This window comes from Microvirga lenta (assembly GCF_020532555.1).
GTDB lineage: Bacteria > Pseudomonadota > Alphaproteobacteria > Rhizobiales > Beijerinckiaceae > Microvirga > Microvirga lenta.
Window position 1 is genome coordinate 1 of the sequence record NZ_JAJBBR010000003.1, and the last position, 20941, is coordinate 20941.

A 20941-nucleotide genomic window follows, 5' to 3' on the forward strand; every position below is an offset into this window, starting at 1 on the left:
GGGGGGGTGGGGGGGGGGGGGGGGGGGGGCCGGGTAGGCACCCCGGTGGCCCCCCCACACCCCCACCTCCACCTCCTCCCCACAAGGGGGAGGGGAGCCGGTCGGCGCTTCCGGCGAGTCTTCGACAGAGTTCAAATTTATGCGAAAGAGAGAGCCCGGTTGCACTCACGCATCGAAACCGGCCTCCAGCCCTCATCCTGAGGAGGCGAAGCGCCGTCTCGAAGGATGATCCAGGGAGCACCCGGTCGTTCTTCGATCCTCCAGCATCGTCTCAGGATGAGGCGTTGAGGCAGACTGCCGCACCTGGTTTCTAGAGCCTCGGGAACAGGGGCTCGTCCTAAGCCGGTTAACGATTTGTTTACGCTTCGGGCGCAGCCTTCTTCCGTGCCCCGAGGGGCACATTGTGTAGCTCTCCCTGGATCTGGTCGCGAAAGGCGGCCTACCTCGAGCGCCAGCCGGACAGGCGCTCTTCTTTTGAGCGCAATCTGCTTCTGCCCTGTTCGATCATCGATGTCGGGAATGAACCGGTGACGAACCGGAAAAGGAACTGAGTGGCGCGGGCGACGGGGCTCGAACCCGCGACCTCCGGCGTGACAGGCCGGCACTCTAACCGACTGAGCTACGCCCGCGTATCAGTTCGTTTGGAGCGGGCGAAGGGATTCGAACCCTCGACCCCAACCTTGGCAAGGTTGTGCTCTACCCCTGAGCTACACCCGCACACTCCAACGTCCTTTAGATTGGTGGAGCCGAGCGGGATCGAACCGCTGACCTCGTGAATGCCATTCACGCGCTCTCCCAACTGAGCTACGGCCCCAACTTCCAACCTAATCCGGCCTCGGACCTTGCGGTCCGGAGCCTGTCTCCCCGTCGCCGTCACCCGGTGAAGACCGGGAAACCAGCAAGCCCTGGGAGGCTTGCCTGCCTAACTCCTAGCCCCTTGTTTTGCAAGGAAAAAAGGAATGGTGCCGCAAGAGGGATTCGAACCCCCGACCCCCTCATTACGAATGAGGTGCTCTACCAGCTGAGCTATTGCGGCGCTGCGACCTTGCGATCGAAGAGGGCGACCTCATAACCCCAAGCCCGACGCTTGGCAAGGGATGCTCGCGCCTTGAAGGCCTTCCCTAGCGAAAAAATCCGCGCCGGGTGCCGCCGGCTTCCTTCAGTTTCGGAACATCGGGCGGCGTGGCCGGGAAAACTACCGGTTCGGGACGCATCTGGCCCGATTCGGCAGCCTTGTCGTTGGTGGGCTTGTCGCTGGCGGGCTCCTGTGCCGTGTCCTTCTTCACCGGCTCCAGAACGACCTCGTCCGCGGGCGGAACGGGCACGGTTTCCACCTTCGGCTGCTCCGTGTGGGGCGGTTCGGGCGGCTGCGGCTCTGCGGGCTGCGGCGATTCGTCTGCGGAAGCGACCGCGACCTCGTCCGGCACGATCGGCGGCAGGATCTTGGGCTCCACGTCCACGTCGCCCGTGACATCGTCGCTCATGGTCAGCTCGGGCGCCACGAGCACGTCGGGCGGCGCCTGCCACACGAAGGCATCGATGCGGCCGGTGACGGGCGAGATCGGCGCCCAGCGGTTCGACACGACGCCGTCCGCGATCCAGGCCGGATCCCGCGGCGCCCGCGTGGCGCGGGCGAGCCATTCGCGGCTGCGGCCGGTGGAGCCGTGCTCCGCCTGTTCCAGATCGGCCATGAGGAGGCAGACCCGCATGGTGGGCCGGTCCTCGAGCAGGGGTTCGAGGGCACGGCGGGCCCGTTCGAACTCGCGGGCCTCCAGGGCCGCGCGCGCCACCGCGAGCTGGCCCTCGGGCGCGTGATTCGACAGCCGCTGCAGGGTCTCGGCGCGCTTCAGGCGGTCGAGGGCCGAATCGCCGGGCCTCAGGTTGAGGTACACGTCCGCGAGATCCGGATGGGGCTGGCTGCGCCAGGCGGTCTCGACGATCTTGGCGGCGCGGCGCAGGTCGCCCTTGTGCGACAGGATCTTTCCGGCAAGGGCCGCGGCGGGCACGAGATCGGGCGCGAGCTTGACCGCGTCCTGGCTGCTTCTGAGCGCACCGTCCGGATCGCGCTCGGCCCGGTCGAGGGCATCGGCGGTGAGAAGCACCGCGCGATGACGCTTCGCGGTGGCCTTGTCGAGCAATCCGAGCGACGCCCGGCGGTCGATGGATTCCAGCGCCCCGCGCCAGTCGCCTTCGGCGCAGCGCGCCTCGAGAACGGCGTCGCTCGCCCACGCGGCGGCGGGCGCGATCCGCACCGCCTCGGACGCATATTCCCGGGCGGCCAGATTGTCGCCGCGCCGGCGCGCCTCCACGAAGAGGCCCCGCAGGCCGAGCACGCGGGTTTCGTCCTCGTCCATCATCTGGCTGAAGGCGGTCTCCGCCGCGGCCCTGTTGCCCGAGACCTGGGCGGCCTGGGCCTTGAGGAGCAGCGTCAGCGGCTCGTGACCCAGCAGGCGCTCGGCCTCGCCCGCATAGCGACGCGCCGCGATGGGATCGCCCGCGCCGACCGCCACCATGCCGCGGGAAACGGCCTGATAGCCCCGGGCGCGGCGGCGGGCCTTCGAGGCGAAGCTGAGACGGGACGGCAGGTTCATGATGGTGGTCACGGCCGCCCACATCATCGCGAGCAGAAGCGCGAGGCCCGCCAGCGCGACGGCCGCCACCGCGACCGAGGTCTGCAGCTCGTAGCCGCCGAAGGTGACCAGGACCGTGCCGGGGCGGTCGGCAAGCCAGACCGCACCGAAGGCGGCAAGGCAGAGAAGACCGATAAAGACGAGAGCGCGCCACATGCTGGCCAGATCCTTACTTACTGCGTCGTACGGTTGTTGAGGGCGGTCACGGCGTCGGAGGCGATTGCCTGCGATGCCGCCTCCGCCTCGGCGCGGGCCCTGGCCTGACGGGCCCAATCCTCGGAGGCGCGCCGCGCCGGCTCGGGCAGCGTCTCCCAGGCGGCGACCGCCTCGGCCACGTTGCCCCGCTCCAGCGCCCGCTGGATCCGGGCGATCGTGCCGGTGGCGCCGGCGGATTCCGGCGCGTCCACCGGCCGGATGGTGACCACCCGGTCCGCCATGCGCATCAGCCGGTCGGTCCAGGTTCCGTCGGCGGGGCGCTCGTCGCGCACCATCGTCGCCGCCAGGGGCTCGAAGCTCTGCGCGAGCTCGGCCGCCGTCGGCGCGCCCTGCTCGGCGAAGGGTTCGAGGGCGCCGAGCCGGCCGGGCTCGGCCTCCGCGCCCCTCAAGGCGGACAGAACGTCCGCATACGGCTCCCCGTTCCGCAGCGCGGTGCCGAGGCGTTCGGCCAGGATGACGCGGATCGCCGGCTGCGTCGTCGCCTCGGCCCGTTCCGTGGCTTGGCGGGACAGGTCGGCAAGGCGCTGCTCCTGCTCGGCGGCGCGCTGGTTCTGCTCGGCCAGACGGCGCTCGAGTTCCGCCGCACGCGCCTCCACGGTCTGCTGGGCGGACTGGGCGGCGTTCTGAATCTCGCCGCGGATCTGCTGCATGTCGGCCCGGACCTGCTCGATATCCGACTGGACCTGCTGCAGGCCGGCCTGGACCTGCTGGATCTGCTGCCCCTGCTGAAGGGCGGTCTGGACCTGGTCCTCCACGCCGGCGAGGCGCGCGGAGAGCTCGCCCACGGCCGCCTCGTTCTGCGGCGCGGGAGCCTCGGGCAACGGCCGGTTCAGGGCTTCCTGGGCCTGGGCGGTGGCCTGCTCGGCGGCGCCCTGAGCGGCCTGGAGACGCTGATCGAAGGATTGCGTGGCCGATTCGACCGCCGCGAGGCGCTCCTCCAGCGGGCCGGTATCGGCGGGCTTCGCCGGCGCGCCGCCCTGCTGCTGCGACAGGGCGCCGATGCGCTGCTCCAGCTGGGCGATGCGCTGATCGTTCTGCTGCACGGGCGCGGCGGGCTGCTGCCATTCCTGCAGGCCGTAGAGCAGGCCTGCGCCGACGAGACCGCCGAGGAGGCCCGAACCGATCATGGCGCCGACATTGCTGCGCCGGGCCGGCTCCGCACGGGAAGGCCCGTCCGAGAACCCGCCGACCGGGGGCACCGTGGCTCCGGAAGAGGCGCCCTGCGGGTCGTTCCGCTCGGCCTCGTCGCGGGCCGCGTTCTCCCAGGCGGGGCTGTCCGGGGGCGGCGTCTCGGCCACGGGAATGTCCTGCGGCGAGGGAGTGTCTTGCCCGGCGGCATCCTGGCCCAGGGTGTCCTTCCCGAGGGTGTCCCGACCTGAACCGTCCTGCGCCGGCGCATCCGAAGCGGGCGCTGCGGCTTCGATGGAATCCGTTCCCGGCCCCGAATCGAGCGTTGCGGAGGGCTCCGCCGCCGCGTTCTCGGCCACGGCCGTGGGCTCCGCCGCCGGGTTCCGTTCCGGTGGCTGCGTTTCATCCGGCTTTACGCCGGGACCCTTGGCGCCTGGATCGACGACGGTCGCCTTCAGGTCGATGGTCGCCGGCTCGCGCCCGGGCTTCTTGCGGGAGGATTTCGGACGTTTGGGGTCAAATGAATCGGTCACGGATCACTCTTGAGATGCAAATATGGCAAGCTTGAGCGCAGCGTTTCGTTCCCTGTCTGGGGCATCATTCCGAAAAACCACCGGTTTTCGGGACCATGCCTGGACGACGATGATCTTCACTGAAGGATCGTAGACGAAGCGGCGCCGACCGTCACGGGAGGCCCTTCAGCAAAGCAAGGAGCGCCTCCTCGTCCGGCCGGGCGGCGGCGAGGGTCGCCATTCCGAGACCTTGGAAGGATGCCGCCACGTCCGCCGACAGGCACAGGTGGGGAAAGGTCCGAAGGGTCGGTGTCAGGCCTGCCTCCTCCGCCAGCCGAAGGACAATGTCGGCGCTCCTTCGGGAATAATGGAGCGCGGCGTCGATTTGGCCAGTCCGCAGCGCCCCGATCGCCGATGGAGGTAGGACCTCGACGCGCTGCGCCTCGTAGGCCTTCCAGGCCAAGACCCGGAAACCCGCCGCCGCGAGCGAAGCGGCCGGCTCCTCCTTGTGGTGGCGTCCGGTGACGTGGAGGAGCGTCCTGCCGCCCGGCAGGGAGCCCCGGATCAGCCCGGAGAGGGAACGGGCATCGCCCTCGGCGGCCACGACATCGGCGAAACCGGCCTCCCGCACGGCGGCGGCCGTGTGGGGGCCCACCGCGAAAACCTGAGGCGCCTTGTCGGGCAGCAAGGCCAGGGCGTCGCGGGCATGGGCGCTCGTGACCACGAGGGCGTCCCAGCCCTCCACGGGCTGGGGTTCGTCCGTCGGCACGATCCGCGTGACGGGGGCGACGACGGGCGCATGCCCCAGCGCCGCGAGCTTCCGCGCGGTGCGCTCGGCATCGCCGGGCGAGCGTGTGACGAGGACCCGCATCAGGCGTTCAGGAACCCCGCCGGCATGCGCGAGCGCAGCTCGAGCCCGGCCTCGCGCCCGAGGGCGGCGGCATCGGACGCGTCGCCCCGCCGGACGGCCTCCAGGGTCTCGGAGCCATCGGGACGCAGCACGAGCCCTCGGAATTCGAGCGCGCCGCCGTCGAGCCGCGCATGGCCCGCGATGGGGGTGCGGCACGAGCCGTCGAGCACCGTCAGGAAGGCCCGCTCGGCGGCGAGCGCATGGCCCGTCGGCGCATCGAGAATCGTCTCGACCGCCTGGCGGACCCGTTCGTCGTCGGCACGGGTGGCGATGGCGATGGCGCCCTGCCCCACAGCCGGCAGGAAGTCGTCCACGTCGAGAACGGCGGTCACATGGTCGGTGAGCCCGAGGCGGCGCAGGCCCGCCATGGCGAGAAGCGTCGCATCGACCTCGCCGCGATCGAGCTTGGCGAGGCGCGTCTGCACGTTGCCGCGCAGGAGCGTGACCTGGAGGTCGGGCCGCAGGCGGCGGATCTCCGCCTGGCGCCTGAGGGACGCGGAGCCCACCACCGCACCCTGGGGCAGGTCGCGCAGGCTCCCGTAGCGGCGGCTGATGAAAGCGTCCCGCACGTCCTCGCGCGGCAGGTAGCCGGCGATGACGATGCCCTCGGGAAGCGCCGTGGGCAGGTCCTTGGCCGAATGGACGGCGAGGTCGATGGAGCCGTCGAGGAGCGCGATGTCGAGTTCCTTGGTGAACAATCCCTTGCCGCCCGCCTCCGACAGGGGCCGGTCCTGAATGGCGTCGCCGGTGGTCTTGATGATCGAGAGCGGCAGCCTCTCGGGCGTCCAGCCGTGGGACGCCGCCAGCCGGGCCTGCGTCTCGTGCGCCTGGGCGAGCGCCAGGGGGCTGCCTCGCGTTCCGATGACCAGGGTGGATGTGTCGGCCATTCTGGCTGGGTTTCCTTGTCTGAGAGCGATCGGCGTTTGATCTTGTGCGGCGCGGCGGACTATAGGGGGAGGACAGGCGGGCCGTGAAGCCCGAAAGATCACTCAGGGACGCCACCACGACCATGCGCATTCTCGGGATTGAGACCACCTGCGACGAGACCGCCGCGGCGGTGGTCGGCGTCGGCTTCGACGGCAAGGGCGAGATCCTCTCCAACGAGGTCCTGAGCCAGATCGCCGAGCACGCCCGCTACGGCGGCGTGGTGCCGGAGATCGCGGCGCGCGCCCATGTGGAGGTGATCGACCGCCTCGTGGCGCGGGCGCTCAAGGCCGCCGGCTGCACCGTCAAGGACCTCGACGGCATCGCGGTGGCGGCCGGCCCCGGCCTCATCGGCGGGGTGCTGGTGGGCCTGACCACCGCCAAGGCCCTGTCCCTCGTGACCCGCAAGCCCCTGCTCGCCGTGAACCACCTGGAGGCGCATGCGCTGACCGCGCGGCTCACCGACGGGATCGGCTTTCCCTATCTGCTGCTCCTGGCCTCGGGTGGCCATACCCAGCTCGTGGCCGTGCGCGGGGTCGGCGATTACGTGCGCATCGGCACCACCATCGACGACGCCATCGGCGAGGCCTTCGACAAGGTGGCGAAGCTCCTGGGCCTGCCCTATCCGGGCGGTCCGCACGTGGAGGCGGAAGCCGCCAAGGGCAACCCGGAACGCTTCGCCCTGCCCCGCCCCATGCAGGGACGGCCCGAGCCGAACTTCTCGCTCTCCGGCCTCAAGACCGCCGTGCGCCTGGAGGCGGAGCGCATCGCGCCGCTGACCCAGAGCGACGTCGCGGATCTCTGCGCCAGCTTCCAGGCCGCCGTGGTCGACGTGGTGGTGGACCGCACCCGCGTGGGCCTGCGCGCCTTCCGGGAAATCGCGGGCCATCCCGCCGCCCTGGTGGTGGCGGGCGGCGTCGCCGCCAACCAGGCCATGCGCCAGGCCCTGCAGCGCCTCGCGGTGGAGACGGGGCTTCGCCTCGTGGCCCCGCCCCTGGCCCTGTGCGGCGACAACGGCGCCATGATCGCCTGGGCCGGCCTCGAGCGCATGCGCCTCGGCCTCATCGACGACATCACGGCCCCCGCCCGCGCCCGCTGGCCTCTCGATTCGAGCCGGGACGAGGCGGGAGCCAAGGCCTGATGCCTGCTCCGATCGGGATTGCCGGGGCTGGCGCCTGGGGCACGGCGCTCGCCAATGCGGCCGCGTCCGCCGGCAACGAGGTGGTGCTGTGGATGCGCTCGCCCGAGCAGGCGGCGGAGCTTTCCGCCTCGCGCACCAACGAGCGTTTCCTGCCCGGCGTGAGGCTGAACGACCGTATCCGGCCCACCGCCGATCTATCGGATCTCGCCCCGGCCCGATCCGTGCTGCTCGTGACTCCGGCCCAGACCACCCGTGAGATGACCGCCGCGCTCGCGCGCCTCCTGCCGCCGGCCACGCCCCTCGTGCTCTGCGCCAAGGGGATCGAGCGGGAGACCGGCGCCTTCCTGTGCGACGTGGTCGAGGAGGCGCGCCCCGGTGCGCCGGTCGCGGTGCTGTCCGGCCCGAGCTTCGCCCACGACGTGGCGCGCGGCCTGCCCACCGCCGTGACCCTGGCCTGCAAGGAGGCCGCCCTGGCCGAGGGAATCGCCACCGCCCTCTCCGGCCCCACCCTGCGCGTCTATCACCGCACCGACATCCGCGGGGTCGAGATCGGCGGCGCGGCCAAGAACGTGCTGGCCATCGCCTGCGGCGCCGTGGTCGGGCGCGGCCTCGGCGAGAGCGCCAAGGCGGCGCTCATCGCCCGCGGCTTCGCCGAGCTCCTGCGCTTCGCCCGCGCCTATGGCGGCACGCCCGAGACCCTCATGGGGCTGTCGGGCCTCGGCGACCTGGTGCTGACCTGCTCTTCGGCGCAGTCGCGCAACTTCGCCTTCGGCATGCGCCTCGGCCAGGGCCTGTCCCCCGACGAGGCCGCCGGCGGCAAGCTGGTGGAGGGGGCGACCACCGCGAAGGCCCTGGTGGCGCTCGCCCGCGCCAAGGGGATCGACATGCCGATCTCCGAGGCGGTGGAGAAAGTCCTCAGCGGCGGCTGGACCCTGGACCAAGCCGTCGATTCCCTCATGAACCGTCCGATCAAGTCCGAGCATTGAGTAACCGCATGGCCCACTGGCTCTATAAATCCGAACCCTCCGTCTGGTCCTGGGACAACCAAGTCGCGCAAGGCGACAAGGGCACGCACTGGAACGGGGTGCGCAACCACGTCGCCAAGCAGAACCTGATGGCGATGAAATTGGGCGAGCGGGGCTTCTTCTACCATTCCAACGAGGGCAAGGCGGTCGTCGGCATCGTGGAGGTCGTCAAGGAGTACTACCCCGACCACACCGACGAGAGCGGCAAGTTCGGCATGGTGGACGTGAAGGCCGTCAAAGCCCTGCCGAAGCCCGTGACGCTGGACGAGATCAAGAGGCAGCCCGGCCTCGAAAAGATGATCCTCGTCAACAATTCCCGCCTCTCGGTGCAGCCGGTCACGGACGAGGAATGGGACATCGTCTGCCGCATGGGCGGGCTTTGACACGTACCGAAGTTGGAGTTCAGCCGAGAAGCCGACTTCAGCGGAAAACCCGGAAGCGGATAATCCGTGCTTTCAAAGTCGAATAGATATGGTCTTCACGAGAGGCAGGAATATTGGCCGCCTCTCGTGTGGGATAAATCGGCTAGATCACCAAAAAGTCTGCAGCTGAGAGAACAGCCTTGTTGGCGATCTTGATGATCTCGACAGGCTTGTATTTCGTACCCTTGCCATCTGCATCGTAGTAGACCACGCCCTTCTTATAGGCGATGTGGTCGTTCTTGTCCTTGCTCTTGCTGAGCCGGAAAAACTTCTTGTTCAAGCTAGCGGGCGCGACCTCCGAGCCGGCTTTCCCGAGCTTCTTGAAGATCTTGTTGTCGAGCCAGATCTTGTCCTCACCGGACTTGAAGTCGGTGATGGTATCGTAATTCACCTTTTTGTTGCGATTCTTCGATGTGGTGCCCTTGCCCAGCGCTGTGTTGAACACGAACACGTCCGCGCCTGCGCCGCCTGACAAAACGTCGTTTCCGGAATAACCATACAGTTTGTCTTTGCCGGAAGTGCCCAAGAGGAAGTCCTTGCCTTTCCCGCCCTTGATCGTGCTAGCCGGCCTTTCTTCCGTAGGCAGGCTGGGAGTAGTCGGGATAGTTGGGATAGTTGGGATGCTTGGCCCTCGCTCAGGACCGTCGATTCCTTGCATCAGGATATCGGCGACAGCCTTCTTTCCGCCTCTATCGCGGATGATGACCGTAACGTCTGTGTCATGTCTTGAATCTCTCGACCGAACGAATTGAATGTTGTGGAGCACGTGGTCCACTGCTTCGGCGGGTGCATCATCATTAAAATTGAAGTACAGGCCGCCGTCGTTGAATGAAGATCGCGAGCCGTTGCCGATTCTCTCGCCATCGAAAACTATATAGAAATTTCCATCGTCGCGACGATCTATCGTGAGTCTGTTGGTATCGAGGATGCGGACGGAATCCCTGTAACTGCCTACCTCGACTGTGATCGTCTTGATTGTACCACGGTCGTCGATGACGGCGGCATCGCCGCCCGTATCCAAAAACACTACCTCTTCAGGACGAACAAGCTTCCGTTCGCCTCCAAGATTCGCCACGGTTGGAGCTAGATTCGTCGTTGAGAGGCCGGTGCTATCGATGACCGTATCATATCCCGCCTTATGCGCTTCGTCCCTCTGAAGATCGGAAAGAATTCCGGAGAAATTCAACGTATCTCCCACAGCGTTGAACGCGTCAATATAATCGATTTTTGCCATATCGTTCGCGTAAACTGTGACATTCTCATCGATTCCGGCGCGCCAGACCTCAGACAGCGTTTTTCCCGCAAGGTTTACTGTGCTTCCCGCGATATGTAGGTCATTGTACCAGACGCCTTCAATCGAACTAATGCTATCAAATTGTGCGCTCGTCATGATTATGCTAAACGAGGCATCAGTCTTGATAGTCGAATATCCGCTGAATGTTGTATTCCTGAGATCAAATGTTTGAGAACGCGCTCCACTGAGAAATAGGGTATCGTTCCCACCTCCGACGAAGTTTCCCCCGTTAAGCTGGTCAGCAAAGACTGTCCTCGTCGCCATTGTTAAAGCCTTCGATCTAGAGAATTACCGTTTGGTGCAATTCCAGATATATGATATGAAGTATCATTTCAACTGTGCGCACTAGCCGCATCAGCCTGCCAAGCTGCCCTCCTTGCTCCGAAAGGCGCAACGACCAAAGTGCGATCCCGGCCCGGCTTGCCCAACCCCTCTCTTCTTCCGTAAACCTAGCTCTAAATCTGTCAGGGACGAGCGACTGGGAGAAGCGCCATGGAAGACAAGATCTACGACGTGTCGCCGGAATGGAGCCGCCGGGCCTATCTGGACGATGCGGGCTACCAGGCGAAGTACGAGGCCTCGCTCAAGGACCCGGAAGGGTTCTGGGCCGAGGAAGCCAAGCGCATTCACTGGTTCAAGCAGCCCACGCGAATCAAGAACACCAATTTCGGCCCCGACAACGTGGCGATCCGCTGGTTCGAGGACGGCACCACCAACGTCGCCTATAACTGCGTCGACCGGCATCTCGATACCCGCGGCGACCAGATCGCCATCATCTGGGAAGGCGACGATCCGTCGGAGTCGAAGAAGATCACCTACCGCGAGCTCTATGCGGAGGTCGGCCGCATGGCGAACGTCATGCGCAACCGGGGCGTCTCCAAGGGCGACCGCGTCACGATCTACATGCCGATGATCCCCGAAGCGGCCTATGCGATGCTGGCCTGCGCGCGGCTGGGCGCGATCCACTCGGTGGTGTTCGGCGGCTTCTCGCCCGACTCGCTCGCCAGCCGCATCCAGGACGCCAAATCCGCCTTCATCGTCACGGCGGACGAGGGCCTGCGCGGCGGCCGCAAGGTTCCGCTCAAGGAGAACGTGGACGCGGCCATCGCGCGCCTCGGCAACGGCGCCGGCGTCGATCACGTGCTGGTCGTGCGCCGCACCGGCTCGCCCGTGAACATGGAGCCGGGCCGCGACGTCTACTACCACGAGGCGGCGGCCCAGGTTTCCGACGACTGCCCCTACGAGGAGATGAACGCGGAGGATCCGCTCTTCATCCTCTACACCTCGGGCTCGACCGGAACCCCGAAGGGCGTGCTGCACACCACGGGCGGCTACCTCGTCTACACAGCGATGACCCATCAGCACGTCTTCGACTACCACGACGGCGACGTCTATTGGTGCACCGCCGACGTGGGCTGGGTGACGGGCCATTCCTACATCGTCTACGGCCCGCTCGCGAACGGCGCCACGACCCTGATGTTCGAGGGCGTGCCGACCTATCCGTCGATCTCCCGCTTCTGGGAGGTGATCGACAAGCACAACGTCAACATCTTCTACACCGCGCCGACCGCCATCCGGTCGCTCATGCAGGCGGGCGAGGACCCGGTGAAGAAGACCTCGCGCAAGACCCTGCGCCTGCTCGGCTCGGTGGGCGAGCCGATCAACCCGGAAGCCTGGGAGTGGTATCACCGCGTGGTCGGCGACGGCCGCTGCCCCATCGTCGACACCTGGTGGCAGACCGAGACCGGCGGCATCCTCATCACGCCGCTGCCCGGCGCCACGAAGCTGAAGCCCGGCTCGGCCACGCGGCCCTTCTTCGGCGTCAAGCCGCAGGTGGTGGACGCGGAGGGCAAGGTGCTGGAGGGCGCCTGCGAGGGCAATCTCGTGATCGCCGATTCCTGGCCGGGCCAGATGCGCACGGTCTACGGCGACCACGAGCGCTTCGTGCAGACCTACTTCTCCACCTATCCGGGCAAGTACTTCACGGGCGACGGCTGCCGCCGCGACCAGGACGGCTATTACTGGATCACCGGCCGCGTGGACGACGTGATCAACGTGTCCGGCCACCGCATGGGCACGGCGGAAGTGGAATCGGCGCTGGTCGCCCATCCGAAGGTCTCCGAGGCCGCGGTCGTCGGCTATCCGCACGACATCAAGGGCCAGGGCATCTACGCCTACGTGACCCTGATGGCGGGCGAGCAGCCATCGGAAGAGCTGCGCAAGGAGCTGGTGGCCTGGGTTCGCAAGGAAATCGGCCCCATCGCGTCGCCGGACCTGATCCAGTTCGCACCGGGCCTGCCCAAGACCCGCTCGGGCAAGATCATGCGCCGCATCCTGCGCAAGATCGCCGAGGACGAGTTCGGCAACCTGGGCGACACCTCGACGCTCGCCGACCCCGCCGTGGTCGACGACCTCGTCCAGAACCGCCAGAACAAGCGGGTGCAGGCGGCCTGAGGGGCGCCGGTCCTCCGCATCCGTTCACCGTGATGGCCGGGCTCGCCCCGGCCATTCGCTTTTTGCGAGCCGTCACGGGCCGGCGGCACCTGAACCGCTCATCCCTCCGGATGCCTTGAGCCTTTCTCGCTTCACGCCTACGCTACAGCGTTCCCTAAGGAGGGTGCCATGTCCCTGAAGCGTCTGTTCACCGAACATCCGGAAGCGGTCGGCGAATCCTATTTCGAACATATGGGCGTGGCCTTGAGCTTCGCGGGGCCGCTGCTCGTCGCCGGGCTGGCGGCGCTCGTTCACGCCGTGCTGCCGTTTCTCTGCGTGACCACGGCGAGTTCCACCGTGAAGCGCCTCCATGCCCGCATGGTGAACCGCGCGCCGCGTCCGGTGCGGGATGCGCCGGCCCAGGACGGGATGATGGCCTGGGACCCGGTGATCTGACCCGTCTGGAACCGTAGCCTTTCGTTTCGCGTCTCCCTCCTGCGCAGCTTTGCCAGGAGGATCGGACATGGTCGGGCGGATCGCCTTCACCCTTGCCCTTGCGACGGGCGCTTTCACCCTCTCGCCGTCGGGAGCCTCGGCCCGCGAGATCGTGCCGTTCCAGGCCAGGGTCTCGCCCGGGACCATCGTGATCAAGACCGGGGAGCGGCGGCTCTATTACGTGCGCGGCGACGGCACCGCCCTGCGCTACCGGGTGGCGGTGGGCAAGCCCGGCAAGCAATGGTTCGGCGAGGCGCGCATCGACGGCAAATACGTGCGCCCCGCCTGGTCGCCGCCCGCCGAGGTCAAGCGCGACAACCCGCGCCTGCCGAACGTGATCCCCGGCGGGGCTCCTAACAACCCCATGGGCGCGCGGGCCCTGACCCTCAACCTCGACGAATACGCCATCCACGGCACCAACCGCCCGGGCTCCATCGGCACCTTCGCGTCCTACGGCTGCATCCGGATGCTGAACGAGGACATCATCCACCTCTACGATCAGGTGAGCGTGGGGACGCGGGTGGTGGTGACGCCTTAGGCGTAAAGATCCGCCCGCGTCGGCGGCAGGCCCGACGGGCCTTTGGTCCGCTTCGAGGCGAGGGTCTGGTTGACGCCGATCACGCCGCGCTCGAAGCCCAGCGACACGCCCGCCAGGTAGAGAAGCCAAGCGCGGGTGGTCTCGGAACCGACCTCCGCCACCGCCTTCTCGCGGTTCGCGTCGAGGTTCTCCCACCACAGGCGCGTGGTGCGCCGGTAGTGCTCGCGCCAGGCCTCCACGTCGTGCACCTCGAAACCGTACCGTTCGAGATTGGCCACCGACATGCCGAGATGGTCGAGCTCCGCGCCGGGGAAGATGTAGCGCATGATCGCCCTGGCCTCGGGCTTGAGCCGGCGGAACGCCTTGTCAGACCGTTTCGCCCGGCGGGCGATGCAGTGATGCAGGTAGAGGCCGCGCGGCCGCAGCAGCCGGTGCACGGTGCGGAAATAGGCGGGGTGGTTGGCGATCCCCACATGCTCGAACATGCCGATGGAGGAGATCTTGTCGAACTCGCCCTCAACTTGAGTGAAGTCCTTGAGCACCACCTCAACCCGGTCCTGCAGGCCCAGGCGCTCGATCTTCTCCCGCGCCAGGGCCGCCTGCTCCTCGGCGAGCGTCACGCCCACGGCCTTCACGCCGTAATGCTGCGCCGCATGGCAGATGAGCGCGCCCCAGCCGCAGCCGATGTCGAGCAGGCGCTCGTTGGGCTTCAGGCGCAGCTTGCGGCAGATCATGTCGAGCTTGTCCCGTTGGGCGCGGGCGAGGTCGTCGTGCCAGTCGGGCTGGAAGTAGGCGCAGGTATAGACCATCTCCGGATCGAGGAAGAGCCGGTAGAAGTCGTTCGACACATCGTAGTGATAGGCGATGTTGGCCTTGTTGGTGGAGGGCTTGCCGTCGCGGGAGCCGGTGCCTTGCGCCGGCCGGTCGAGGGGGCGCGGCATGTCGGCGGGCGCGCGGAAGAACCGGAAGGCGGCTTTGAGCGCCTTGAGCTTGCTCACGCCCCGGAGACGCCGCCCGACCTTCCCCTGCGGGCGCTGCCCCGCCAGATCGAAGAGGGTGCCGTTCTTGAGGTCGAGGAGCCCTGCCACATAGGCGTTCACGGCGGTGTCGAGGGTCGGCCGCCGCACGAGACTGGCGATCACGCTCTCCCGCTTGATCACGAGGCGCATGGCGTAGGACGGCAGGTTCCGCGGCACGGTCGAGCCGTCCCACAGCTCGAACCCGAACTCCAGATTCAGCGCCCGGTGCGCCTCGTCGAGAAGATCCCGGAAGATTTCCAGGCGTGCCGCCCCGCTCACTCCACCCCTCCCCTGTTGGCAGCACGGTAGCGGGTGCCTCGTGGCGGAACAATGGTCCCTTTGTCGGTCTCAGGTTCCGGGTGTCGGCACGGGCCCTGAGAAAGCGAGTTCCGCAACGTGACGGAGTTTTTCGGGATTGCGCACCACGTAGATGGCGGTGATCCGCCCGCCCTCGATCTGGAGCGCCGTGGTCTGAAGGGTGTCGCCGGCCTCGAGGGTCGCGAAGCCCGGCAGGCCGTTGATCAGCCCGCGATACAATACCGGCGGCTTCACGAAGCCGGTTTTCCGGGCGACGCCTACGAGCAGCCCCGCAACCCGGCGGATGCCGAGGAGCGGATTGAGGGCCGCATTCTTGATGCCGCCGCCATCCGTATAGGCAACCACGTTCTCGGCGAGCAGCGCCTGCAGACCCTGGAGGTCGCCGCTGCGCGAGGCCGCGAAGAAGGCCTCCACCATGCGCTGCCCCTCGTCCTCAGGCACCGGGAAGCGCGGCCGGGCGGCACGCACGTTGCGGCGCGCCCGTGCCGCGAGTTGACGGCATGCGGCGGGCTCCCGGCCCAGCGTCGCGGCGATTTCGTCGAAACCGACCCCGAACACGTCGTGCAGCAGGAAGGCGGCGCGCTCGAGCGGGGACAGCCGTTCGAGCGCCATCATCAGGCTCAGGGACAGGTCGTCCCCGCCTTCCTCGGCGTCACCATCGAAGACCGGCTCGGGCAGCCAGGGCCCGATATAGGTCTCGCGCCACACGCGCGCCGATTTCAGGTGATCGAGGCACAGGCGGGTCACCGTCCGGGAGAGAAACGCGGCCGGATCCCGGACCGCCGCGCGGTCCGCCCCGTGCCAGCGAAGCCAAGCCTCCTGGACGATGTCCTCCGCCTCGGCCATCGAACCGAGCATCCGGTAGGCGAGGCGGACCAGCCTCGGCCGGAGCGGCCGGAACGGGTCCGCCGCGGGTTCGTCAGGCGGCTGCACGCTGCGCTCCGGCCGGGTGGATCGACCGGAACCCTATGGCGAAGCGGTTCCATGCATTGATGGCGCTGATCGCCAGGGTGAGCTTCACCTGCTCCTCGTCCGAGAAATGGGCCCTCAGGAGAGCGTAGTCCTCATCGGGCGCATGGGTCTGGGCCACCAGCGTCAAGGCTTCGGTCCAGGCGAGTGCCGCCCGCTCCCGGTCGCTGTAAAGGGAGGATTCACGCCAGGCAGTGAGAAGATAGAGGCGCTCCTCGGTCTCGCCGTCGGCCCGCGCTTCGCGGGTATGCATGTGGATGCAATAGGCGCAGCCGTTGATCTGCGAGGCCCTGGTCTTCACCAGATGGATCAGGCTGGGCTCCAGCCCGCTCGCCTTCACCTTGCTCTCCAGGTCGAGCATGGCCTTCATGGTGGCGGGGGCGGCCGCGAAGAAGTCCAAACGAGGTTCGATCATCGTCCTACAATCCTCTGCCAATTGGGTTGACGGGATCAAGACGAGACGGCGTGGCCGGATGTGACATGCCCCGCCGGAATTTTTTAGAAGTCGCTCGCCAGTCCCTTCACCTCCCAGTCCTCGTAGCGGACCGGCTCCAGCCCGCCGCGGCCGTTGTGCTCCTTGCGGGCGGCCAGCTCCGCGGCGCGGGCGTCGATGGCGCGGCGGCGCTCGGCCGCCTCCTCCAGGGCCCGCCGGGCGGCCGGCGAGAGGGGCTTGTCGGGGGCGGCGCCTTCGAGGAAGGCCGCCGGATCGAGGTCTGTCTTGTCGTTCGGAGTCATGGGGCGCCTTATGTCATGCGCGCCCGGTTTTTTCGAGCGCTGCGGGAACGGGCCTTGGGAGAGACCTGGACCGTTCCCACATGAGGGTCGTGCGGACGATCCGCGTTGGACACGAGGTGGAGACCCTGATGAACACCGTCAAGACCGGGATGCTTCTGGCGGCCCTGACGGCCCTTTTCGGCGTTGTCGGCTACATGCTCGGCGGGGCGAACGGCATGCTCATCGCGCTGGGCCTGGCGGTCGCGACCAACATCTACGCCTATTGGAACTCCGACCGGCTGGCGCTCGCCGCCCACCGCGCGGTCGAGGTGGACGAGCGCACGGCGCCCGAACTCGTGCGCATGGTGCGGGACCTGGCGCAGCGCGCCGGCCTGCCGATGCCGCGGGTCTACATCATCGAGAATCCCCAGCCCAACGCCTTCGCGACCGGGCGCAACCCCGAGAACGCCGCCGTGGCGGCGACCACCGGCATCCTGCAGATGCTCTCCTACGACGAGCTGGCGGGCGTGATGGCGCACGAGCTCGCCCACATCAAGAACCGGGACACCCTCATCATGACCGTGAGCGCCACCATCGCGGGCGCCATCGCGACGCTGGCCCAGTTCGGCTTTCTCTTCGGCGGCAGGGGCGGCGAAAGGCCCAACCCCATCGTCATGCTGGCGACCGCGCTGATCGCGCCCATCGCCGCCATGATCATTCAGATGGCCATCAGCCGCTCGCGGGAGTATGACGCGGACAAGATGGGCGCCGAGATCTGCGGCCAGCCCATGGCTCTGGCCTCGGCGCTCGCCAAGATCGCGGGCGGCGTCGCCCATATTCCCAACATGGACGCGGAGCGCCACCCGGCGACCGCGCCGCTCTTCATCGTCAACCCCCTTTCAGGCCACGGCATGGACAACCTGTTCTCGACTCACCCGGCGACGGAAAACCGGATCGCCGCCCTCCAGGCGCTGGCCCGGCAGATGGGCCCCGCCCTGCGGAGCGGCCCAGCCCCCCGGCCGTCCTCGGGGAGCCCCTGGGGCTCCGCCTCGCGCCGCGGACCGTGGGGTTAGGGCATCGTGGATCAGTCAGACGCACATTCCGGCCTCGGGCCGCGCCGCCTCGCCTGGAACGCCGTGACGGAGGCGCTGAAGCGGCGCGTCCCCCTCGACGACATGCTCGACGAGTTCGCGCCCCAGGAGCGCCTGTCGGGCCGCGACGAGGCCCTGGCCCGGGCCATCGCCATCGTGACCATGCGGCGGCTCGGCACCATCGGCTGGGCCCTGCGCGAACGACTCGACAAGGGCGCCCGCGACGAGCGCCTGCTCAACCTCCTCGCCATCGGGGCGGCGCAGATCCTCTTCCTCGACGTACCGGACCATGCGGCGGTCGACACCGCCGTGCAGCTCGCCCAGGACGACCGGCGGCTGAAACATGCGGGCGGCCTCATCAACGCCGTCCTGCGCCGGGTGGCGCGGGAGCGCGACGCCATTCTGGCCTCGGCCGAGCCCTGGCTCGACACCCCGAACTGGCTGGAGGAGCGCTGGACCGCGCAATACGGCGAGGAGCTCGCCACCGAAATCGCCAGGGCGCACCAGGCCCTGCCCTCCGTCGACCTGACCGTGAAGGAGGATGCGCAAGGATGGGCGGAGCGCCTCGGCGGCATTCTCCTGCCCACCGGCAGCATCCGCCTCACCGAGCGCACCCCGATCCGCGACCTTCCCGGCTACGAGGAAGGCGCCTGGTGGGTCCAGGATGCCGCCGCCGCCCTGCCGGCGCGCCTGCTCGGCGCCAAGCCCGGGGAGCGCGTCGCGGATCTCTGCGCCGCGCCCGGCGGCAAGACCGCCCAGCTCGCCGCCGCCGGAGCCGAAGTGCTGGCCGTGGACCGCTCGGCCAAGCGCCTGAAGCGGCTGGAGGAGAATCTCGCCCGCCTCAGGCTCCAGGCCGAAACACGGGCCGTCGATGCGGAAAAGCTCGACGAGCCGCCCTTCGACGCCATCCTGCTCGACGCGCCCTGCTCGGCCACCGGCACCATCCGCCGCCATCCGGACGTGGCCTGGACCAAGGGCGAGGAGGACGTGAAGAAGCTTGCCGGCCTCCAGTCCCGCCTGCTCGACAAGGCGGCGGGCCTGCTCAAGCCCGGCGGCCGGCTGGTCTATTGCACCTGCTCGCTCGAGGCCGAGGAAGGCGAACGCCAGGCGGAGGCCTTCCTGGCCCGGCACCCGGATTTCGTGCGCAGCCCGGTCACGCCCGAGGAGGTCGGCGGCCTGGCCGAGTGCCTGACGCCCGCGGGCGACGTGCGCACCCTGCCCTGCCATCTCACGGTGGCCGGCCACGACCGCAGCGGCCTCGACGGGTTCTTCATGGCCCGGTTCGTGCGCCGCGGCTCCTGACAAAAGACGGCCCGCTTACCGGATGTTAACCAAAAAGCTGGAACTCCTTCCTTAGGCTGCAGTCGAATTCGGCATGAGAAGAGGAGCGCCACGCGTGGATTTCGGGCCCGACCGCTGGCGGTTATACGGTCTCGCATTGCGCGAGGCCGGTCGCGCCACGCGCGGAGCCATGGGCTGGAGCCTGTCGAAGCTCCGGCTCAGTACGCCGGTTCCGCACCGGCTGCTGTTCGCCCCGCAGGATCTGCGCACGGCCGATCCGACGATCGCCACCGACATCTATTCGGGCTTCTTCGCCTTTGCGGGCCGCGCCATCACCACGGGCGGGCGCTCGCCGTTCAGCTTCGTGCCGCCGAGCCGCGCCTGGGCCGAGGCGCTCTACGGCTTCGGCTGGCTCAGGCATCTGCGCGCCGCCGGCACCGCTCTGGCGCAGGCCAATGCCCGCTCCCTCGTGGACGAGTTCGTCACATCGCGCCTGGGCGACAAGCGCACCGCCTGCGAGACGCAGATCGTCGCTCGCCGCCTCATGTCCTTCATCAGCCAGTCGCCGCTGATCCTGGAGGGGGCGGACCACGCCTTCTACCAGCGCTTCCTGAGGATCCTGGGGCAGGCGGTCCGCGACCTGGAACGCCGCGTCCGGTCCGGCGCGCTTCCCTTCGAGCAGCTCATGGCGGCCATCGCCCTGTGCTATGCGGGCCTGTGCTGCGAGGGCCTGGAACGCACGCTCAAGCGCTCGACGCGCCTCCTGGCGCGGGAACTCGACCGCCAGATTCTCGCCGATGGAGGCCATGCGAGCCGCAATCCGCGCCTGGTGGTCGAGCTGCTGTTCGACCTTCTGCCCCTGCGCCAGATGTATGCCAGCCGCGAGGTCGATACGCCCGAGGCGCTGCTCCACGCCATCGACCGGATGCTGCCGATGGTGCGCCTGTTCCGGCACGGGGACGGCACCCTCTCGCATTTCAACGGCATGGGCGTGACGGCGGCCGACCATCTGGCGACGCTCCTCACCTACGACGACATGCGCAGCCAGCCGATCCACCACGCGCCCCATTCCGGCTACGAGCGCCTGGAAGCCGGGCGTTCCCTGCTGGTGGCCGATGTGGGGCCGGCCCCGCCGACGCCTCTCTCGGCGGAAGCGGGCGCCGGCTGCCTCTCCTTCGAGTTCTCCAGCGGCGCGCAGCGCATCGTGGTGAATTGCGGCACGCCGCGCATCGCCACGGAGGCCGTGATCCAGGCCGCGCGCTCGACCGTGGCGCATTCCACCGCCTCCATCGACGACGTGTCCTCCTGCCAGATCGTGGCCGTGAAGGGGAACTGGATCGACAGGCGCGTGGCGGCCTGGGTGCTGCGCCGGACCGGGCCCGTGGTCATCAACGGCCCCCAGAAGGTGACGGCGGAACGCAGCGAGCGCGATCACGTCCAGCTCCTCAACGCGAGCCATGACGGCTACCGCGCCCGCTTCGGTCTGACCCACGAGCGGCGCTGGCAGTTCCATCCCGACGGCGAGGTGCTGGAGGGCGAGGACGTGTTCTGGGGCGAGGGCACGAGCGTGAGCTCCCGCGAAGCCATCATCCGGTTTCACCTGGCACCCGGCATCAAGGCGAGCCGCGCGCAGGGCGGCCGCGTGGTCATGCTGGTCCTGCCGAACCGCGAGGCCTGGCAGTTCACGGTCAGCCCCGGCGAGGCCTTCGTGGAGGACAGCGCCTTCCTGGCCGTGCCGGAAGGCATGAGGCGCACGGAGCAGATCGTTCTGGCCCTGCGGCCGAGCGAAACACCTTCCGTCCGCTGGCGCTTCGAGCGCCTGGCGCGCAGCTTCAGTCCGCAGCCGCCCCAGGCCGAGCCCGGTCCGGAACTCCTCTGAAA

18 protein-coding genes and 4 tRNA genes are annotated in these 20941 nt (G+C 68.2%); 9 read left to right on the plus strand and 13 right to left on the minus strand.

Features of this window, described 5'->3' with window-relative positions; all coding sequences use genetic code 11:
• Window positions 1–552 precede the first annotated feature (552 nt).
• The 8 genes from LGR44_RS05100 to hemC form a co-directional block, all read right to left on the minus strand.
• Window positions 553–629 (minus strand) — tRNA-Asp (locus LGR44_RS05100).
• A 13-nt stretch (window positions 630–642) separates the two neighbouring features.
• Window positions 643–717 (minus strand) — tRNA-Gly (locus LGR44_RS05105).
• Between the two features lie 21 nt (window positions 718–738).
• Window positions 739–814 (minus strand) — tRNA-Ala (locus tag LGR44_RS05110).
• 146 nt (window positions 815–960) lie between these two features.
• Window positions 961–1036: transfer RNA gene (locus LGR44_RS05115), tRNA-Thr, on the minus strand.
• 85 nt (window positions 1037–1121) lie between these two features.
• Window positions 1122–2786, minus strand: a complete 1665-nt coding sequence (locus tag LGR44_RS05120) for a heme biosynthesis protein HemY (RefSeq protein WP_226737964.1) — start codon at window positions 2784–2786, stop codon at window positions 1122–1124.
• Between the two features lie 17 nt (window positions 2787–2803).
• Entirely contained in the window at window positions 2804–4507 is a 1704-nt protein-coding gene (locus LGR44_RS05125; RefSeq protein WP_226737966.1) for a hypothetical protein, read from the minus strand.
• Window positions 4508–4658: 151 nt separating this feature from the next.
• Window positions 4659–5357, minus strand: coding sequence for a uroporphyrinogen-III synthase (locus tag LGR44_RS05130; RefSeq protein WP_226737968.1), 699 nt, complete (start codon window positions 5355–5357; stop codon window positions 4659–4661).
• Window positions 5357–6283: a hydroxymethylbilane synthase gene (gene hemC, locus LGR44_RS05135; RefSeq protein WP_226737970.1), complete on the minus strand. Its 927-nt coding sequence runs from the start codon at window positions 6281–6283 to the stop codon at window positions 5357–5359. Before hemC ends, LGR44_RS05130 begins: the two co-directional genes overlap by 1 nt.
• A gap of 122 nt (window positions 6284–6405) precedes the next feature.
• On the opposite strand from hemC, the gene tsaD reads away from it, so the two are divergent.
• The 3 genes from tsaD to LGR44_RS05150 are packed head-to-tail and all read left to right on the plus strand — an operon-like array spanning window position 6406 to window position 8869.
• Complete coding sequence (gene tsaD, locus LGR44_RS05140) at window positions 6406–7461, plus strand: tRNA (adenosine(37)-N6)-threonylcarbamoyltransferase complex transferase subunit TsaD (protein ID WP_226738177.1); 1056 nt, start codon at window positions 6406–6408, stop codon at window positions 7459–7461.
• Window positions 7461–8447 (plus strand): NAD(P)H-dependent glycerol-3-phosphate dehydrogenase, encoded by a 987-nt coding sequence (locus tag LGR44_RS05145; protein WP_226737972.1) that lies wholly within the window; start codon window positions 7461–7463, stop codon window positions 8445–8447. The genes tsaD and LGR44_RS05145 overlap by 1 nt, the downstream gene beginning before the upstream one ends.
• 8 nt (window positions 8448–8455) lie before the next feature.
• Window positions 8456–8869 carry an EVE domain-containing protein gene (locus tag LGR44_RS05150; protein WP_226737974.1) on the plus strand — a complete coding sequence of 138 codons (414 nt, stop codon included), beginning with the start codon at window positions 8456–8458 and terminating at the stop codon, window positions 8867–8869.
• Window positions 8870–9011: 142 nt separating this feature from the next.
• On the opposite strand, the gene LGR44_RS05155 is transcribed toward LGR44_RS05150, so the two are convergent.
• Entirely contained in the window at window positions 9012–10466 is a 1455-nt protein-coding gene (locus LGR44_RS05155) for a M10 family metallopeptidase C-terminal domain-containing protein (RefSeq protein ID WP_226737976.1), read from the minus strand.
• Between the two features lie 228 nt (window positions 10467–10694).
• Here LGR44_RS05155 and acs point away from each other — a divergent pair, with 228 nt between their 5' ends.
• The 3 genes from acs (at window position 10695) to LGR44_RS05170 (ending at window position 13668) form a co-directional block, all read left to right on the plus strand.
• Window positions 10695–12656 carry an acetate--CoA ligase gene (acs, locus tag LGR44_RS05160; RefSeq protein ID WP_226737978.1) on the plus strand — a complete coding sequence of 654 codons (1962 nt, stop codon included), beginning with the start codon at window positions 10695–10697 and terminating at the stop codon, window positions 12654–12656.
• A gap of 168 nt (window positions 12657–12824) precedes the next feature.
• Complete coding sequence (locus LGR44_RS05165) at window positions 12825–13091, plus strand: DUF6356 family protein (protein ID WP_226737980.1); 267 nt, start codon at window positions 12825–12827, stop codon at window positions 13089–13091.
• A 67-nt stretch (window positions 13092–13158) separates the two neighbouring features.
• Window positions 13159–13668: a L,D-transpeptidase gene (locus LGR44_RS05170; RefSeq protein ID WP_226737982.1), complete on the plus strand. Its 510-nt coding sequence runs from the start codon at window positions 13159–13161 to the stop codon at window positions 13666–13668.
• Here the strand turns inward: LGR44_RS05170 and LGR44_RS05175 are convergent.
• The 4 genes from LGR44_RS05175 to LGR44_RS05190 all read right to left on the minus strand — a co-directional run bounded on the left by LGR44_RS05175 (window position 13665) and on the right by LGR44_RS05190 (window position 16709).
• Window positions 13665–14966, minus strand: coding sequence for a class I SAM-dependent methyltransferase (locus LGR44_RS05175; RefSeq protein WP_226737983.1), 1302 nt, complete (start codon window positions 14964–14966; stop codon window positions 13665–13667). The two genes, LGR44_RS05170 and LGR44_RS05175, sit on opposite strands and share 4 nt — an antisense overlap.
• Before the next feature lie 69 nt (window positions 14967–15035).
• On the minus strand, window positions 15036–15938 hold the full coding sequence (locus LGR44_RS05180) for a sigma-70 family RNA polymerase sigma factor (RefSeq protein WP_226737985.1): 903 nt from the start codon (window positions 15936–15938) through the stop codon (window positions 15036–15038).
• Window positions 15925–16386, minus strand: a complete 462-nt coding sequence (locus LGR44_RS05185) for a carboxymuconolactone decarboxylase family protein (RefSeq protein WP_226738180.1) — start codon at window positions 16384–16386, stop codon at window positions 15925–15927. Before LGR44_RS05185 ends, LGR44_RS05180 begins: the two co-directional genes overlap by 14 nt.
• Window positions 16387–16472: 86 nt before the next feature.
• Window positions 16473–16709, minus strand: coding sequence for a DUF1674 domain-containing protein (locus tag LGR44_RS05190; RefSeq protein ID WP_226737987.1), 237 nt, complete (start codon window positions 16707–16709; stop codon window positions 16473–16475).
• A gap of 128 nt (window positions 16710–16837) precedes the next feature.
• On the opposite strand from LGR44_RS05190, the gene htpX reads away from it, so the two are divergent.
• The 3 genes from htpX to LGR44_RS05205 all read left to right on the plus strand — a co-directional run bounded on the left by htpX (window position 16838) and on the right by LGR44_RS05205 (window position 20939).
• Window positions 16838–17761, plus strand: coding sequence for a zinc metalloprotease HtpX (gene htpX, locus LGR44_RS05195; protein ID WP_226737989.1), 924 nt, complete (start codon window positions 16838–16840; stop codon window positions 17759–17761).
• A gap of 6 nt (window positions 17762–17767) precedes the next feature.
• Window positions 17768–19081: a 16S rRNA (cytosine(967)-C(5))-methyltransferase RsmB gene (gene rsmB, locus LGR44_RS05200; RefSeq protein WP_226737991.1), complete on the plus strand. Its 1314-nt coding sequence runs from the start codon at window positions 17768–17770 to the stop codon at window positions 19079–19081.
• A 94-nt stretch (window positions 19082–19175) separates the two neighbouring features.
• On the plus strand, window positions 19176–20939 hold the full coding sequence (locus tag LGR44_RS05205) for a heparinase II/III family protein (RefSeq protein WP_226737993.1): 1764 nt from the start codon (window positions 19176–19178) through the stop codon (window positions 20937–20939).
• Window positions 20940–20941 lie beyond the last annotated feature (2 nt).

Bases quoted from the DNA above. Each gene is read 5' to 3' on its own strand.
- LGR44_RS05120 (WP_226737964.1), bottom strand. From the start codon at position 2,786: ATGTGGCGCGCTCTCGTCTTTATCGGTCTTCTCTGCCTTGCCGCCTTC.
- LGR44_RS05130 (WP_226737968.1), bottom strand. From the start codon at position 5,357: ATGCGGGTCCTCGTCACACGCTCGCCCGGCGATGCCGAGCGCACCGCG.
- hemC (WP_226737970.1), bottom strand. From the start codon at position 6,283: ATGGCCGACACATCCACCCTGGTCATCGGAACGCGAGGCAGCCCCCTG.
- tsaD (WP_226738177.1), top strand. From the start codon at position 6,406: ATGCGCATTCTCGGGATTGAGACCACCTGCGACGAGACCGCCGCGGCG.
- LGR44_RS05145 (WP_226737972.1), top strand. From the start codon at position 7,461: ATGCCTGCTCCGATCGGGATTGCCGGGGCTGGCGCCTGGGGCACGGCG.
- LGR44_RS05150 (WP_226737974.1), top strand. From the start codon at position 8,456: ATGGCCCACTGGCTCTATAAATCCGAACCCTCCGTCTGGTCCTGGGAC.
- LGR44_RS05155 (WP_226737976.1), bottom strand. From the start codon at position 10,466: ATGGCGACGAGGACAGTCTTTGCTGACCAGCTTAACGGGGGAAACTTC.
- acs (WP_226737978.1), top strand. From the start codon at position 10,695: ATGGAAGACAAGATCTACGACGTGTCGCCGGAATGGAGCCGCCGGGCC.
- LGR44_RS05165 (WP_226737980.1), top strand. From the start codon at position 12,825: ATGTCCCTGAAGCGTCTGTTCACCGAACATCCGGAAGCGGTCGGCGAA.
- LGR44_RS05170 (WP_226737982.1), top strand. From the start codon at position 13,159: ATGGTCGGGCGGATCGCCTTCACCCTTGCCCTTGCGACGGGCGCTTTC.
- LGR44_RS05190 (WP_226737987.1), bottom strand. From the start codon at position 16,709: ATGACTCCGAACGACAAGACAGACCTCGATCCGGCGGCCTTCCTCGAA.
- htpX (WP_226737989.1), top strand. From the start codon at position 16,838: ATGAACACCGTCAAGACCGGGATGCTTCTGGCGGCCCTGACGGCCCTT.